The sequence below is a fragment of the Thiohalobacter sp. COW1 genome (assembly GCF_016629505.1).
Classification (GTDB): Bacteria; Pseudomonadota; Gammaproteobacteria; order Thiohalobacterales; family Thiohalobacteraceae; genus Thiohalobacter; species Thiohalobacter thiocyanaticus_A.
The window spans coordinates 960,644-976,915 of sequence record NZ_AP024239.1 but is presented as its reverse complement, the minus strand read 5'-3'; the positions used below and the strand labels follow the sequence as shown (position 1 = coordinate 976,915).

The window sequence follows — 16,272 nt, the reverse complement described above, 5'->3', positions numbered from 1 at the left end:
CCCAACGGTGTATTCGAAATATCGGAGTTGACGCGCTTTGTCTGAATGACGTCGGTAAGGCGATCGCTGTCTCAGGAAAGGGGGCCTTCAGGTCCCCTTTTTCTGTGTGAACCGGGGTAACAAAAATGCAGACTGATACCCATGTATTCCTGATCGGTATCCTGTGCGCCCTGATCTTTCTCGGGTTCTCCTGGGTGCTGAACCGGCGCTTGATGCGCGGCCCCTTTCGTATCGATGCACTGGAAGTCGGCTTGTATGCCGCTACCGTGTTTCTTGTTGCGGTAACTTGCGAAATTCTGGTTAATTCCGGTTATGAAGCCCTGGTTGGCCGCAAACTGTGGGAATACCGGATCCTCCCCCTGTATGACGGCGACATCTCCCTGCTGGCATTCATCATCTGGCCTGTCTATGGTGTGCATCTGTATTTTTTTCGGCAGGTGCTGGCAAAACGCTTGCCGAAGCAATTCAACAGAGACCGCATCTATGCGATCGTGATAGGCCTTGACGCCCCCCTGTTCTACGAAGTCTGCGGCAATCTTCTGTTTCTCCTGCTTCTGGGCGAATACTACGCCTACTATCTTCCGGGCGAATTATTCCACCTGACATCGGTTCAGGTCATTCCGATATATATGGTATTCATTTATCTGGGGATGAAGATTCTGGATTGGTTCATGCGGGTTCGGTTCTACCGGTGGCCCTGGATTGTGTATTTAATGGGGCTGGTGGTGGTATCCAGTGCCTATGCCTGGTAGGGCGAAAACGCAGCAATAATAAATGCGGCTGAGCGATCAGCCGCATTTTCGGTTCCCCGCGAACCGCCGGGATCAGTTCATCCGGGTGTGCATCGTCTGGATGTATGAATACAGCGGCCGGGCCGGCGCATCATGCTGTACCTTGATCAGGTTCTTGTCCAGATCATGGCGCTTGTAGCCTACGTTGCGCTGTTCCCACACCAGGTTTCCGGAACTGGCGTCGAAGACCTTGATCAGACCGCCGGCACAGGCCACGGCGACGCGGCGGCTGTCAGGCGAGACATCGGTGGCGCAGCGCTTGCCCTCGGTGCGGGCGTCGGTTACCTGCAGTTCCCGCTCTTCGCCGGTCTGGACGTCCACCACGAAGACCTTGTCGGCCTTGCCGTAGGAGCGCGGCAGACCCTTCTCGTCGAAAGTGATGAAGGAGCGCTTGGGCTTGACCAGCACGAAATAGTTGAGATCGGGTGAGACACTGACAGAGGAAGTGCGGCCCTTGTTGACGGCCGAATTCTCACTCCAGGCCAGCTCTTTCTCGTTACCGGTTTCGATGTCATAGATGAAGTGCAGGGACACCAGACGGGTGGCCTCTTCATTGAAGTAAAGGGTGCTGAACTGGCGTGGTACCTGATACACCGCATCGGGATATTCCTCGATGACGCGCTTGTCCTGATCTTTCAGGTCGAGTACGGCGAACTGGTCGCGACCCACGTAGGCGACACGCTCGCCGTGATTCGCCACGCCGATGGCGTAGATCCCCGAGTCCAGCTTTTCCACTGTGCGTTTGATGCTCATGTCCTGCAGGTCGACGATATGCAGGGTGGAATCGTACTGGGCGATGGGCACCGGACGGTCGTTTTCGGACTTACAGGTGTTGACGACGACGGCGGCATAACGGCCGTTGTCAGAGGCGGCGACGGGGCCGACGAATTCATAGGCGTTTTCCGCATCGCAGCCGCTGGCCTGACGCTTGGCACTCAAGGGGATGCGGGCCGGCTGCCTGCTGTCAAGATTGAAATAACCGCCGATCAGATCCGGCAGCTGTACGTCGGTGCGATCCTGGATCCGGCCCAGCGAGCTCGGCAGCAGTACCACCTTGCCGTCCGGATAGTTGCCGGAGACGACGATGTCCTTGAAGCTGTGGATGTTCCAGCGGCGTTTGCCGACCCGGCCGTGCTGCTCACCGAAGATGGTCTGTATATCCGCCTGCTGACCGAAGGCCTTGACCAGCTTGCCGCTGCTTACATCCCACAGCTTGATGCCGCCACTGAAATTCTCGTCATATTCGAGGCTGTTGCCGCCGGAGCCACCCGTCACCAGATGCCTGCCATCGGCGGAGAACTGTACGGCATAAATGTCCTCGGCGCCGGCATGGGCCTGATTGAGGCTGAGATGGCTGACGAAGGCGAAGCTGACAATAAAGAGAGATTTCAGGCCATTCATAATAAAAGCTCGCTCTGGTCGAGGGGCCCGTGGGTCCCGTGTGCGTTGAGTTCCGGTTGTTGTTGTGCTCGGCACTGACACTTCCTTCAGGTTGTCCCGGCCGGGGCGATTTGAGCGCCAAATCCTTGACATCTGATTCTAGTTCAGGTAGCGGCATTTCTCCTGACGACTTGAACACAGGACAGGCAGGGCGCTGCAACGCCCCTGTTGCAGGCGCCGCAGAGTTAGGATTAATTTCTAATAAACAGAGTGTTATGTTTTTTCCACCCTGCAGCCGTTCCGATCCGGGCAGGACCACGGGCAGGGCAGGGATGGTGGGAGAGGGCGAGCGGGGGCGGCTGCAGCTGAGCCTGGAGGTCAGTCCGGACAGGCATCAAAATTTCGTCGGGCAGGCCCCGGACGGGGATCAGGCCAGCACGGTCTCGATCATACGGCGCAGCGTCTCGACATCGAAGGGCTTGTCGAATACGGCCGATACGCCGCTCTGCTGCAGTGCGGCGATACGGCTTTCATCGGTGCGTGAACTGACCATGAGTACCGGCACGCCCGGCTGGCTGCTCTGGTTGCGGATGTAATCGACCAGTGCCTGGCCGTCCATCTCGGGCATGTAATAGTCGCTGATGATCAGGTCGTAGAAATTGTGGTCGATGAGTTCGCGTGCCTCGCGGCCGTTGGCGGCCTCGTCGATTTTTTCGATGCCGAGCCGCTCAAGAATGTGCCGCATGAAGCGCCGGCCGGTCTGCATGTCGTCGACCAGGAGGAGATTGAGCTCCTCGGCACTGTAGTGTCCCAGTTGCAGTGTGCCAGGCTCCAGGTAGTCCAGGGTGGAGTAGAGTGCGCGCTTGAGCTGTTCCTGGTCGAAGGGCTTGGGCAGGATGGCGGTCACACCGGCCTGGCGCAGCGGTTCCAGGTAGCGAAACCCGGTCTCGCTGGAGATGAGGATGAAGCCGATCTCTTCCGCAGCGGACAGTCCACGCATCTCCTGCAGCAGTTCGGTGCCGGTCCGGTCGGCCAGATGCATGGCGCTGACGACGAGATCGGGGCGTTTTGCCTGGATCTGGGTAAGCGCCTCGCCGGCCGTGCCTGCGCAACTCAGGTGTTCGATACCGAAATCCTGAAGCCAGTCGCGAACGATGCGTTGCTGGGTGGTGGATGGCTCGACCAGCAGTACATACAGCTGGGTAATATCCATGCAGCGGCCCTTTCCGGGTGGTTGATCTGTCAGCTACTGATTGGCGCGGTTTGCGGTCAACTCGTCGACCACGCCCGGATCGGCCAGGGTGGAGGTATCCCCCAGCGTGTCCAGTTCATTGGCGGCGATCTTGCGCAGGATGCGGCGCATGATCTTGCCCGAACGGGTCTTGGGCAGGGCCGGCGCCCATTGAATGACATCAGGCTTGGCGATGGGGCCGATTTCCTCGCGGACCAGGTCCACCAGTTCCTGACGCAGTTCGTCACTGGGCTCGATATCCTTGACCAGGGTGACATAGGCGTAGATGCCCTGACCCTTGACATCGTGGGGATAACCGACCACCGCGGCCTCGGCTACCGCCTTGTGCAGCACCAGTGCGCTTTCCACCTCGGCTGTGCCCAGCCGGTGGCCAGAGACATTGAGCACATCGTCCACCCGGCCGGTGATCCAGTAGTCGCCGTCGGCGTCGCGGCGGGCACCGTCGCCGGAGAAGTAGTAGCCCGGAAAGGCCTTGAAATAGGTGTCGATGAAGCGCTGGTGGTCACCGTAGACGGTGCGCATCTGGCCGGGCCAGGGGCGGGTGATGACCAGGCTGCCCTCACATTCGCCTTCGAGCAGTTTACCCTCGTTGTCGACGATACCCGGCACGACGCCGAAGAAGGGGCGGGTGGCCGAGCCGGGTTTCATCGGGATGGCACCGGGCAGGGAGGTGATCATGTGGCCGCCGGTCTCGGTCTGCCACCAGGTATCCACGATCGGGCAGCGGCCGTCGCCCACCACGTTGTAATACCATTCCCAGGCCTCCGGGTTGATGGGTTCGCCCACGGTCCCGAGCAGCTTGAGCGAACTGCGCTCAGTTGCCTGCACCGGCGCCTCGCCCTCGCGCATCAGGGCGCGGATGGCGGTTGGCGCGGTATAGAAGGTGTTGACCCGGTGCTTGTCCACCACCTGCCAGAAACGCGAGGCATCCGGCCAGGTGGGAACACCTTCGAATACGAGGCTGATGGCGCCATTGGCCAGCGGACCGTAGACGATGTAGGAATGGCCCGTGATCCACCCCACATCGGCGGTGCACCAGTAGATATCGCCGTCATGGTAATCGAAGGTGTACTTGTGGGTGATGGCGCAATAGAGCAGGTAGCCGCCGGTGGTATGAAGCACGCCCTTGGGCTTGCCGGTGGAACCCGAGGTATAGAGGATGAACAGCGGATCCTCGGCATCCATTTCCTCGGCCGGACAGTCGGCGGAGGCCTCGGCCACTTCCTCGTGGTACCAGACGTCACGTTCCGGATGCCAGTCCACATTGCCGCCGGTACGCTTGACGGTGAATACCGTGTGCACATCGGGGCATGCGTTGAGCGCCTTGTCGGCGTTGGCCTTGAGCGGCACGTGGCGCCCGCCGCGCACACCCTCGTCGGCGGTCACAACGACCCGGCAGTCCGAATCCAGAATGCGGTCCTTGAGCGATTCCGGCGAGAAGCCGCCGAAGACCACCGAATGCACCGCCCCGATGCGCGCACAGGCGAGCATGGCGATGCAGGCCTCGGGGATCATGGGCATGTAGATGCAGACACGGTCGCCCTTTTTCACTCCCCGCGATTTGAGCGCATTGGCGAACCTGCACACGGCTGTGTGGAGTTCGCGATAGCTCAGCGTCTTGTCCATGGCGGGATCGTCGCCTTCCCAGATCAGGGCGGTCTGGTTGCCGCGGCTGTCCAGGTGGCGGTCAAGGCAGTTGTAGCAGGCATTGAGCCTGCCGCCCTCGAACCAGCGGATATGCGCCTGGTGATAGTCCCATTCCAACACCTTGTCCCAGGGCTTGAACCAGGTCAGGAACTGTTCGGCCTGTTCGGACCAGAAGCCCTCGGGATCCTCGATCGAACGGCGGTACATGCTGTCGTACTGCGCCGTGTCGATCAGGGCGTTGGCCGCGAAGTCGTCCGGAACGGGATGGACCTTGATATCCGACATAGAGCCTCCTGGTGCCGATGGGTTGCCTGCGCCGGCCGCTTGATCAGGGCGCGGCGGCCGCTTCCAGTCCCGCGCGCGACGGGCAGGCCACCATTCTAGCCCAGAGCGGCCGTACATGTGGAGTCATGGCGGTGAGGCTGCACGACAACGCGAACACGCAGCCGGAATAAAAACCGGCTGCCGGATCTCTAGTGAGGGAGTGCCGGCAACATCGAAAACAGATTCATCTACACCGCGTCAGGAGGAACGAGATCATGAAACACATCATTGCCGCCGTGCTGGCCGGCCTGTTGGGGATGCTTTCCACAGCAGGCCTGGCCGGGGACTATGAAAAGCAGAAGGTGGTCTATCACATCAATTATGATGATCCAAAGCTGCAGACAGCTGCCATGCGCAATATCCAGAACCACATCAATGCGGTTGGCGCTGAAAATCTGGATGTGCGTGTCGTGATGCACGGCAATGGCCTGAGTCTGCTGCTGACCCCCGAAGCCGGCGAACGGCTGGAAAAGTTCAGAATCGGCAACGCCGATCAGAAGATGGCAGCGCGTATCGATGGGTTGCGCGGCCAGGGGGTGAAATTCAACGTCTGCAACAACACCGTGCGCGGACGCAACGTGGATATTGCCGCCGATCTGCATTACGTCAACGAAGAGGATATCGTGCCCAGCGGCGTGGCCGAGGTATCACATCTGCAGCAACAGGGTTTTACCTATATCAAACCCTGAGCGGTGGGCTGCCGGTCCGACGCCCGGATCAGATCTGATCCGGCGCCGGCTTTGTCAGGATTCCCCTGAGCCTGTCCACCTGCCAGTGATTCAGGGCCCAGTCCCAGAAACTGCTCAGCGACGCTGCCCGCAGCCGCTCAGGCGGGCTGAGTTCCAGAAAGGCGGCGGCCCGCCACAGCATTTCCACGGGATCGGCGTCCTCCAGTCCCGGCGCATGGGTCTGTTTGCTCAGCTTGTCACCCGCGGCATTGACCGCGACGGGAACGTGCATGTAGTTGGGCCGCGGCAGGCCGAGTTGGGTCTGCAGCCAGCACTGGCGCGGCGTCGAGCCCAGCAGGTCACTGCCGCGCACCACATCGGTAATGCCCTGGTCGGCGTCGTCGATGACCACGGCGAGCTGGTAGGCAAACAGGCCATCGGCACGGCGGATGACGAAGTCACCCAACTCCCGGCCGAGGTTCTGGCAGATGCGCCCCTGCAGCCGGTCCTGCAGGCCGATTTCCGCATCCGCAACCCGCAGCCTCACCGCCCGCGGCCTTTTGCCTGACGGCAGGCCCTCGCGGCAGGTTCCCGGATAGATCGGCCCCTCGGCACCGAAACGGGCGTCCTGCAGGATGTCCTGTCGGCTGCAGCCGCAGTGAAAGGCCTGCCCGCCGGCGAGCAGCCGCTCGAGTTCCGCCTGATAGACCTCGCTGCGCCGGCTCTGATACCAGACCGGCCCGTCCCATTCGAAACCGAACCGGTCAAGGGTGTGCAGGATGCTGTCGGCCGCCCCCGGCATCTCGCGCGGCGGATCCAGGTCCTCCATGCGCACCAGCCAGTGTCCGCTCCGGCTGCGGGCATCCAGATAACTCGCCATGGCGGCGATCAGGGAGCCGATATGCAGCGGCCCGGTGGGAGAGGGTGCGAAGCGGCCGCGATAGGGGATGTGGTTCATGGGGGGATTCTATCCAACCCATGCGAAGGGAGGGAACTGACGCCGGGCCGCTCCGGTCCGTCCCTGTCCGGACGGAACAGGGACGATTCCGGAACCAGCATACGCGCCTGCGGACCTATTTGCCCATGTGCTTCTCGCGGATCTCGTCGAGGGTCTTGCAGTCGATGCACAGCGTCGCAGTGGGACGGGCCTCCAGTCGGCGGATGCCGATCTCGATGCCGCAGGATTCGCAGTAGCCGTACTCGTCATGATCCAGCTTGTCCAGCGCCTCGTCGATCTTCTTGATCAGTTTGCGCTCGCGGTCGCGGGTGCGCAGCTCGAGACTGAACTCGGATTCCTGGGTCGCACGGTCGTTGGGGTCGGGGAAGTTGGCCGCCTCGTCCTGCATGTGATGCACGGTCCGGTCGACCTCTTCCATCAGTTCACGTTTCCAGGCCCAGAGCAGGTCGCGGAAGTGCGACTTCTGGTCCTCGTTCATGTACTCCTCGCCGGCCGCTTCCTGGTAGGGCGCGATCTCTTCGATCAGCGTGGTACCCTTGCCGCCGACCTTGTCTGCCGCGGGCGCCTTTCTGGCTGCCGGTTTTTTCGCCGCAGCCTTCTTCACCGCGGCCTTTTTCTTCACCGTGGCTTTCTTTGCCGTCGTCTTCTTGCCTGCGCTCTTTTTGGCAGCCGTTTTCCCGGCGGCAGCTTTCTTGACCGCTGCTTTTTTCTTCACCGCGGCCTTCTTGGCGGGCGCGGCCTTTTTCTTGACTGCGGTTTTCGCTGCCTTCTTTGCAACCGCCTTCTTCTTGGCGGTGGCCTTTTTCTTGGTAGCCATCCAGCTCTCCTACATGGATCGGTGACTGCGGATTGTCCCGGTTCAACGCCGACGGACCGTCACGGCGAAAAACTACAAGCGGGTAAGTTTCGGGATACAGGGAGCCCGAGTCAAGCCCGCAGACGGGCGATTTTCCCGCCTGCAGGGCCGTGACGATGAAAACCGGCCCCGGCTCGGGTAAGCTTGGCCGCCTTCATATCCTGGAGAAGCCCATTCGATGACGGAATTACAGGCATTGCTGTTTGATGTGGACGGAACCCTGGCCGAGACCGAGGAGGTCCACCGTGAGGCCTTCAACGCCGCGTTCGCCGCGGCCGGACTGGACTGGCACTGGGATCAGGCCACCTATGGTGATCTGCTGGGCGTGACCGGCGGGCGCGAGCGTATCCGTTTCTTCCTGGAGAAATACCGGCCTGCCTTCAGTCCGCCCGCCGACCTGGATGCCTGGATCGCCGATCTGCACAAGGCCAAGACCCGCATCTATACCGAACGTGTTGCCGGGGGCGGGGTGCCGCTGCGCCCCGGGGTGCGGCGGCTGCTGGAGGAGGCCCGCGCCGCCGGACTGCGGCTGGCCATCGCCACCACGACCACACCGGATAACGTCATCGCTCTGCTCAAGGCGAGTCTCGCACCGGATGCGGAGGACTGGTTCGAGTTGATCGCGGCGGGTGGCATCGTTCCCAGCAAGAAGCCCGCCCCGGATATCTATCACTATACCCTCGAGGCCATGCAACTGAGCCCGCAGGCCTGTCTGGCCCTGGAGGACTCGCACAACGGCCTGATTTCGGCACTGGCGGCCGACATCCCCACCCTGATCACGGTCAGCCATTACACCCGGGGGCAGGATTTCAGCGGCGCCGCCCTGGTGGTGGATCAGCTGGGCGAACCCGGTCAGCCGTTCCGGCTGCTGGCAGGCGAGGCGGGCGAGGCCGACTGTGTCGATGTCGCCCTGCTGCGGCGACTGCACCGCGCCTGCCGGAGCGCTGCGCCGGGACGCGCCGAGGCCCCCTGATGCCGCCGCGGGCCGCACGCCTGGGGGACATCCGCCCGTTTCATGTCATGCGCCTGCTGGAGCGAGCGCGTGAACTGGAGGCGAGCGGTCGGAATATCGTGCATCTGGAGATCGGTGAGCCGGATTTCGCCACGCCGCAGCCGATTGTCGCAGCCGGGCGTCAGGCCCTGGAGGGCGGACGGGTGCACTATACGCCCGCCCGCGGGCTGGCCACGCTGCGGCAGGCAGTGAGCGGGTATTATCGCGAGCGCTACGGCGTCGACGTCGATCCGAACCGCATCCTGATCACGCCGGGTGCCTCGGGTGCGCTGCAACTGGCATTGGCGGCGCTGGTCGATCCGGGCATGGGCGTGATGCTCTCCGACCCCGGTTATCCCTGCAACCGCAACCTGGTGCGGCTGGTCGAGGGCGTGGTGCGGGCGGTGCCGGTGGGGGCGGCCGATGGCTATCAGCTCACCCCGGAACTGGCTGCGGCACATTGGCGCGCCGACACGGCCGCACTGCTGGTCGCCACGCCGGCCAATCCTTCCGGTACGCTGCTGTCGCGTGCCGCCCTGGCGGAACTGGCCGAACTGTGCCGGAACCGCGGCGCGGCCCTGATCGTGGACGAGATCTACCAGGGCCTGACCTATGACGCCGAGGACATCACCGCGCTCGCGTTCGGCGAGGACATCTTCGTCATCAACAGTTTCTCCAAATTCTTCGGCATGACCGGCTGGCGCCTGGGCTGGCTGGTCGTCCCGGCCGATTATGCCGCCGACCTGGACGTACTGGCGCAGAATCTGTTTCTGGCGGCCGGGACCCTCTCCCAGCACGCCGCACTCGCCGCCTTCTCACCCGAGACGCGGGCAATCCTGGAACAGCGCCGGGAGACCTTCCGACAACGGCGCGATTTCCTGCTGCCCGCGCTGCGTGAACTGGGTTTCGATATTCCAGTCACCCCCGAAGGTGCCTTCTATCTCTATGCCAACTGCAGGGCATTGACCGGGAACAGCTTCGAATTCTCGCAGCGGCTGCTGGAGGAGGCCGGCGTGGCCCTCACGCCCGGGATCGACTTCGGCGATCACCGCGCCGGTGAGCATGTGCGCTTCGCCTACACCACCTCGCTGGAGGCGCTGGAGGAGGGGGTTGAGCGGCTGCGGCGGTTTCTCTGCGGACAGGCGTAGGATGGGTGGAGGCGCTTCGCGCCGCAACCCATCATGGTCCCTGGCCCGGCCCTGCGATGATGGGTTGCGCTGCGCTCCACCCATCCTACTCCGCCTGATCCAGATCTTTCATCCCCTTCACCCACAACGCCGTCGCCCCCGCCACCGCCGCCGGCATGGCGATGAAGTTCAGCACCGGGATCATGGTCATCAGCATCGCCCCGGTGCCGAAGCCGAGGGTCAGCAGTCGCCGCTCGCGGGCGCGCGCCCGCTGCGCCTTGAACAGCAGGCCATGGTTGCCGAGCGGCGGATCCAGGTATTCCAGGGCCAGCATCCAGGCGCTGAACAGGGCCCACAGAAAGGGCGCGAACAGGTTGAGCCCGGGGATCAGGAAGGTCAGCCCCACCGGGATGGCCCAGAGCACGAAATACAGCAGCTTCTGCACCTCCGCCAGCAGGGTGGCCGGCAGTTCCTTCAGCAACTGTTTCCAACTCTCGCCACCGGGCAGGGGCTGATCGGTCAGGTGCTTCTCCACCGCCTCGGCCAGCAGGCCGTTGAAGGGGGCGGCGATCAGGTTGGCCACCAGGGTGAAGCTGTAGAAGATGATCAACAGGGCGCTGATGGCCAGCAGCGGCCACAGCAGGTACTGCAGCCAGTCCAGCCAGGCCGGCAGCCAGCCCGTCACCATTGCCATCAACTGCTGAAACCAGCCATAGGCCGCGTAGAGCAGTCCGGCGAACAGCAGCAGATTGACCAGCAGCGGCACCAGCACGAAGCGGCGCAGGCGCGGACGCTGGATCAGGCGCAGGCCTTCGAGCATGAAGGCGAAGCCGCGGGGGAAGTCGGTCATGGTGTCGCTCCGTTTACAGTCCCTGTGCCAGCCGGGCACTGCCGTAGGCGGCCTCCTGCTGCGGGGCCAGGCTCACCTGACATTGCAGCAGTCGCGCCCGGATGGCCCGCCAGGGTGCATTGCCCGCCCCGCCGCCACTGCTCAGCACCTGCGTCGGCCAGGGGGCGCCCAGGTCGCGCAGTCGCCGATAGCCGCTGCGTTCGATGCGCGCCAGCCCTTCCAGTATGCCCTGGAAGAATTTCAGATCCGACGTCGGCCGCGGATGCAGCTTGGGCATGCGTCCGGGATCGTTCCAGGGGAAACGCTCGCCGGGGGCGGGGAGAGGATAGTATTCGAGACAGGTGGGGCGATCGGGTCGCAGGCGCGGGGTCAATGCAGCCAGATCGGCTTCGCTGAAGTGCTGCCGCAGCACTGCGCCGCCGGCATTGGACGCGCCGCCCGCCAGCCAGAGTTGACCCAGCCGGTGGCTGTAGATGCCATAGTCCGGGGCGAATACCGGCTGCGGGGACAGCACCTTGAGCACAAGGGTCGAGCCCAGCACTGTCACTGCCTGGCCGGGACGGCTGGCGCCGGTGGCGATCACGGCGGCCGTGCTGTCGGTGGTGCCGGCGCATATGGTCGCCGCCGTCGGAAATCCCCAGCGTCGGGCCAGGTCCGGCAGCAGCGGCCTCAGCGGCGTCCCGGCGGGCTGGATCGCCGGCAGCAGCCCGGCGTCCAACCCCAGCCGCTGCAGCCATTCCGGCCAGCGCCGCCGCACCGGATCGTAGCCCAGTTTCAGCGCGTTGTTCTCGTCGCCCTGATCGAAACGCCCGCTCAGCCGCCCTGCAATCCACTCGGCCTGGTGCAGGGCGCGTGCTCCCTGCACTGGATACCGCTCACGCAGCCACAGCAGCTTGGCCAGGCTCGAACTGGCGCTGTGCACCGGAGCCTCGGGCGGTGCGGCGGCGGCGATGTGTGCCAGCGGGTCGGCCGCACGGGCATCGTTGTACATCAGGGCCGGGGTCAGTGGTGTGCCGTCGGGGGCGCACAGCAGCAGGGTGGCGGCGGTGCCGTCCACGGCGACCCGCTCGACCCGCGCGAGGGCGCTGCGGGCCGCGAGTTCATCGAGTACCCGCTCCAGGGCCTGCCACCACTGGCCGGGATCCTGTGACACAGCCGTGCCGGCGCGCTGCGGCGCGGGCAGGCCGGTCCGCGCCTCGGCCAGGATGCTGCCATCAGAATCGATTGCGCAGGCGCGCACACCTGAGGTGCCGAAGTCGATGCCCAGGGCATGGGGCATCGGATCAGGGCAGGCTGACGGGCGGGGCGGGCTGCCAGTACTCGGCGCGGTATTCGGCCACCACGGTGGTATAGATGCCGCCGCGCACGTTGAACTCGGCGGTGAGTCGCATGAAGCGCGGCTGGATGGCCGCCACCAGATCGTCGAGGATGCGATTGGTCACCGCCTCGTGGAAGGCGCCCTCGTCACGGAAGGACCAGACATAGAGCTTGAGTGATTTCAGCTCGACGCATTTGTGCTCGGGCACGTATTCCAGGTCCAGGGTGGCGAAGTCCGGCTGGCCGGTCTTGGGGCACAGACAGGTGAACTCGGGCACCCGGATGCGGATGGTGTAGTCGCGTTCGGGCTGTGGGTTATCGAAGGTTTCGAGGTCTTTGCTGGGCTGGGACGGCATGGGTCGGGGTACGGAATCGGGTTGCTGTGGCCGGAGCCTGGCTCCGGGGTGATCAGGGCTCGACGGTGCACGGTTCCGGCCCCGACGATTGTGGTAGGATACCGCACTTGCGCGGCGGGGCTCCAGACTGTTTGCCCGCCATTCCGTGCTGATGCCGCCACCGTCGGGAAGGAGTCCCGGACCGTGCCGGGTCAGCTTGTATCCAGAATCCTGAATCCTGTATCTTGCCCCGATGCGTCTGACCAAAATAAAACTGGCCGGTTTCAAGTCCTTCGTCGACCCCACCACCATCCATATCCCGACCAACCTGGTCGGCATCGTCGGCCCCAACGGCTGCGGCAAATCCAACACCATCGACGCCGTGCGCTGGGTCATGGGCGAATCCTCGGCCAAGCATTTGCGCGGCGACTCCATGGCGGATGTCATCTTCAACGGCTCCAACGCCCGCAAGCCGGTGGGGCATGCCAGCGTCGAACTGATCTTCGACAACAGCGAGGGCAAGGTCACCGGCCAGTACGCGCACTACAACGAGATCTCGATCAAGCGTCAGGTCTCGCGCGACGGCCAGTCCAACTACTATCTCAACGGCACCCGCTGCCGGCGTCGCGACATCACCGATATCTTCCTCGGCACCGGCCTGGGGCCGCGCAGCTACTCCATCATCGAACAGGGTATGATCTCGCGCCTGATCGAGGCCAAGCCGGAGGAACTGCGTATCTTCCTGGAAGAGGCCGCCGGTATCTCCAAGTACAAGGAGCGCCGCCGCGAGACCGAGAACCGGATCCGGCATACGCATGAAAACCTGGATAGACTCAATGACTTGCGTGAGGAAATTGAGAAATATCTGGATAAGCTGCAGCGCCAGGCGCGCACCGCCGAACGCTACAAGGAGCTCAAGCAGCAGGAACGCCGGCTGCGGGCGGAACTGCTGACGCTGAAGTACTCGGCCCTGCATCATGAATTCGCCGACAAGGAGCGCGCCATCAAGGAGCAGGAGACGGCCCTGGAAGGCGTGGTCGCCGAGCAGCGTCACATCGAGGCCGAGATCGAGAAATCGCGTGAAGCCCTGGTCGAGGCCAACGAGACCTTCAACGAGGTGCAGGGCCGCTATTATGGCCTGGGTGCCGAGATCGCCCGGCTGGAACAGGCCATCCAGCACAGCAAGGAAAGCCGCCAGCGCCAGCAGGAGGAACTGAAGAAGGCCGAGCAGGCCTGGAACGAGGTCGAGGCCCACATCAGCGTCGACAGCAGGCGCCTGGAGGAGTTGGACGCCGAACTCACCGAAAAGCAGCCGGTACTGGAACAGCTTCAGGCCAGGGCGGAGACATCGCGCGAGGCACTGCAGCAGGCCGAGCAGGCGATGCAGCAGTGGCAGACCGAGTGGGAAGACTTCAACCAGCGTGCCGCCGAGCCGCAGCAGACGGCCCAGGTGGAGCGCGCCCGCATCGATCAGCTGGAGCGCCAACTGACCCAGTACGAACAGCGCCTTTCCCGGATTGAGGAAGAGAAAAACCGTCTTGATGACAGTCAGTTACAGCATGAAATTGATGCTATTTCGAGCCAAGAGGCGGAGCATGCCGGGGCGGTCGAAACGAAACAAGCGGAACTCGATTCAGCGCGCAGCCGAATCAACGAGCTAAGAGAACAACTTCAAGGTCGTCAGCAGGAGTTGGAATCCCTGCACAGCCGTCAGCAGGAGACCCGCGGCCGGCTGGTGTCGCTGGAGGCGCTGCAGAAGGCGGCCCTGGGCAAGGAGGGCGGTGCGGTCGCGGCCTGGCTGGAGTCGCGCGGCCTGCATGAGGCGCCACGCCTGGCCGAGCAGCTGCAGGTCGAGCCCGGCTGGGAGCGCGCGGTCGAGACGGTGCTGGGGGCTTATCTGGAGGCCGTGTGCGTGGACGACCTTGCCCGACCGGCCCAGGCGCTGGAGGAATTGGGCGAAGGTTCCCTGACGCTGTTCGACACCTCGGTGAACACCGGCTCCGCGCCCGCCGGTGACCGGGCCCTGGTGGCCAGGGTCAGTGCGCCCTGGGCCCTGGATGGCCTGTTCGATGGGGTGCAGGCCGTGGACAGTCTCCCCGAGGCCCTGGCGCTGCGCTCGCAGCTTGGTCCGGATCAGTCGGTCATCACCCGTGACGGCATCTGGCTGGGCGCGCGCTGGCTGCGCCTGAGCCGGGATCAGGATGCCCAGGCGGGTGTCCTGGAAAGAGAAAAGGAAATCAATGAGCTGTCAAAGACTCTTGAGACTCTGGTTGAGGAAATAGAGCACAAGCAGACCGCTCTGCAGCAGGCCCGCGACGAACTGCACGGCCTGGAACAGCAGCGCGACGAACTGCAGACCGGGGTCAACCAGGCGCACCGCGCCCACAGCGATCTGCGCGCCCAGTTGAGTTCCAAGCGCTCGCGCCAGGAACAGATCCACAATCGGCGCGAAGCCCTGGACAAGGAAGCCGGCGAGATCCGCGGCCAGCAGCAGAACGACACCGACACCCACGGCTCGGCCCGCAGCCGCCTGCACGAGGCCATGGCGCAGATGGATACCCTGGCGCGCGAACGCGAGCAGCGCGAGGCCGACCGCGAGCGTTACCGCCAAGCCCTGCAGACGGCGCGCCAGCAGGCCCAGACCGACCGTGACGAGGCCCATGGCCTGGCGATCCAGGTCGAGTCCATGCGCACCGCGCTCAAGAGCACCCGCGAGAACCTGGAACGCATGCAGGGCCAGCAGACCCACCTGCGCCAGCGCACCGAGGAACTGCAGCAGGCCATCGCCGCCGGCGAGGCGCCGCTGCGCGAGCAGGAGCAGGAACTGGAACGGCTGCTGGCGCAGCGCAGCGAGGTGGAGAAGGAACTGCAGGCCGCCCGCCGCTCCGTGGAGGAGATCGAGCACAACCTGCGCAGCCGGGAGCAGAACCGCCAGCGCAAGGAACAGGACAGCCAGCGCCTGCGCGAGGAACTGGGCCAGCAGCGCATGGCCTGGCAGGAACTCAAGACCCGCAGCCAGACCCTGCTGGAGCAACTGAACGAGACCGGCTACGAGCTGGAAACCCTCAGGCAGGAGTTGTCGGAGCAGGCCAGCATCGAAGCCTGGTCAGACGAGCTGGAGAAGCTCGAGACCCGCATCCAGCGGCTGGGGCCGATCAACCTGGCGGCAATCGAGGAATTCGAGGAGCAGTCCAAGCGCAAGGAGTATCTGGATGCCCAGCACAAGGATCTGACCGATGCGCTGGAGACGCTGGAGAATGCCATTCGCAAGATCGACCGCGAGACCCGCACCCGGTTCAAGGAGACCTTCGACAAGGTCAACACCGGACTGCAGGCCATGTTCCCGCGCCTGTTCGGCGGCGGTCACGCCTACCTGGAATTGACCGGCGAGGATCTGCTGGATACCGGTGTGGCGGTCATGGCCCGGCCGCCGGGCAAGCGCAACAGCACCATCCACCTGCTCTCCGGCGGCGAGAAGGCGCTGACCGCCGTGGCGCTGGTGTTCGCCATCTTCGAACTCAACCCCTCGCCCTTCTGCATGCTCGACGAGGTGGATGCGCCGCTGGACGACGCCAATGTCGGGCGCTTCTGCGACATGGTGCGGGAGATGGCCGAGCGGGTGCAGTTCATCTTCATCACCCACAACAAGATCACCATGGAGTTGTCGAACCAGCTGATTGGCGTGACCATGAACGAGCCGGGCGTCTCGCGCCTGGTGGCGGTCGACATCGACGAGGCCGCGCAGATGGCGGCCATGTGAGTCCGGAAGGGGTAGT

The 16,272-nt window shown here is 63.9% G+C and carries 13 protein-coding genes; 5 read left to right on the top strand and 8 right to left on the bottom strand.

The features are described from left to right. Positions 1-125 precede the first annotated feature (125 nt). A complete protein-coding gene (locus COW1_RS04560; protein WP_201345569.1) occupies positions 126-752 on the top strand; it encodes a hypothetical protein in 627 nt (208 codons plus the stop codon). Positions 753-824: 72 nt separating this feature from the next. Here the strand turns inward: COW1_RS04560 and COW1_RS04555 are convergent, their stop codons facing one another. The 3 genes from COW1_RS04555 to acs form a co-directional block, all read right to left on the bottom strand. Further along, on the bottom strand, positions 825-2,192 hold the full coding sequence (locus COW1_RS04555) for a WD40 repeat domain-containing protein (RefSeq protein ID WP_201345568.1): 1,368 nt from the start codon (positions 2,190-2,192) through the stop codon (positions 825-827). Positions 2,193-2,598: 406 nt separating this feature from the next. Further along, a complete protein-coding gene (locus COW1_RS04550; RefSeq protein WP_096366265.1) occupies positions 2,599-3,384 on the bottom strand; it encodes a response regulator in 786 nt (261 codons plus the stop codon). Positions 3,385-3,417: 33 nt separating this feature from the next. After that, complete coding sequence (gene acs / locus COW1_RS04545) at positions 3,418-5,355, bottom strand: acetate--CoA ligase (RefSeq protein WP_096366266.1); 1,938 nt, start codon at positions 5,353-5,355, stop codon at positions 3,418-3,420. 254 nt (positions 5,356-5,609) lie between these two features. Here acs and COW1_RS04540 point away from each other — a divergent pair, with 254 nt between their 5' ends. Next, positions 5,610-6,083 (top strand): DsrE family protein, encoded by a 474-nt coding sequence (locus COW1_RS04540; RefSeq protein ID WP_096366267.1) that lies wholly within the window; start codon positions 5,610-5,612, stop codon positions 6,081-6,083. A gap of 28 nt (positions 6,084-6,111) precedes the next feature. Here the strand turns inward: COW1_RS04540 and gluQRS are convergent, their stop codons facing one another. After that, positions 6,112-7,020 (bottom strand): tRNA glutamyl-Q(34) synthetase GluQRS, encoded by a 909-nt coding sequence (gene gluQRS, locus COW1_RS04535; RefSeq protein ID WP_096366268.1) that lies wholly within the window; start codon positions 7,018-7,020, stop codon positions 6,112-6,114. A gap of 115 nt (positions 7,021-7,135) precedes the next feature. After that, a complete protein-coding gene (dksA, locus tag COW1_RS04530) occupies positions 7,136-7,837 on the bottom strand; it encodes an RNA polymerase-binding protein DksA (RefSeq protein ID WP_096366269.1) in 702 nt (233 codons plus the stop codon). Positions 7,838-8,054: 217 nt separating this feature from the next. Here dksA and COW1_RS04525 point away from each other — a divergent pair, with 217 nt between their 5' ends. Beyond that, the gene (locus tag COW1_RS04525; RefSeq protein WP_096366270.1) at positions 8,055-8,849 is read left to right on the top strand and encodes an HAD-IA family hydrolase; all 795 of its coding nucleotides are present in this window, start codon (positions 8,055-8,057) and stop codon (positions 8,847-8,849) included. Then, complete coding sequence (locus tag COW1_RS04520) at positions 8,846-10,015, top strand: pyridoxal phosphate-dependent aminotransferase (RefSeq protein ID WP_370590899.1); 1,170 nt, start codon at positions 8,846-8,848, stop codon at positions 10,013-10,015. Before COW1_RS04525 ends, COW1_RS04520 begins: the two co-directional genes overlap by 4 nt. Positions 10,016-10,100: 85 nt before the next feature. Here the strand turns inward: COW1_RS04520 and cysZ are convergent, their stop codons facing one another. From cysZ to queF, 3 genes are read right to left on the bottom strand one after another with little or no spacing between them, the layout of a single operon-like run. Continuing rightward, the gene (gene cysZ, locus COW1_RS04515) at positions 10,101-10,844 is read right to left on the bottom strand and encodes a sulfate transporter CysZ (RefSeq protein ID WP_096366272.1); all 744 of its coding nucleotides are present in this window, start codon (positions 10,842-10,844) and stop codon (positions 10,101-10,103) included. Between the two features lie 13 nt (positions 10,845-10,857). Beyond that, positions 10,858-12,123: an FGGY-family carbohydrate kinase gene (locus tag COW1_RS04510; protein ID WP_096366273.1), complete on the bottom strand. Its 1,266-nt coding sequence runs from the start codon at positions 12,121-12,123 to the stop codon at positions 10,858-10,860. A 4-nt stretch (positions 12,124-12,127) separates the two neighbouring features. Continuing rightward, on the bottom strand, positions 12,128-12,517 hold the full coding sequence (queF, locus tag COW1_RS04505) for a preQ(1) synthase (RefSeq protein WP_096366274.1): 390 nt from the start codon (positions 12,515-12,517) through the stop codon (positions 12,128-12,130). A 232-nt stretch (positions 12,518-12,749) separates the two neighbouring features. Between queF and smc the strand changes: the two genes are divergently transcribed. Beyond that, positions 12,750-16,256, top strand: coding sequence for a chromosome segregation protein SMC (gene smc, locus COW1_RS04500; protein WP_201345566.1), 3,507 nt, complete (start codon positions 12,750-12,752; stop codon positions 16,254-16,256). Positions 16,257-16,272 lie beyond the last annotated feature (16 nt).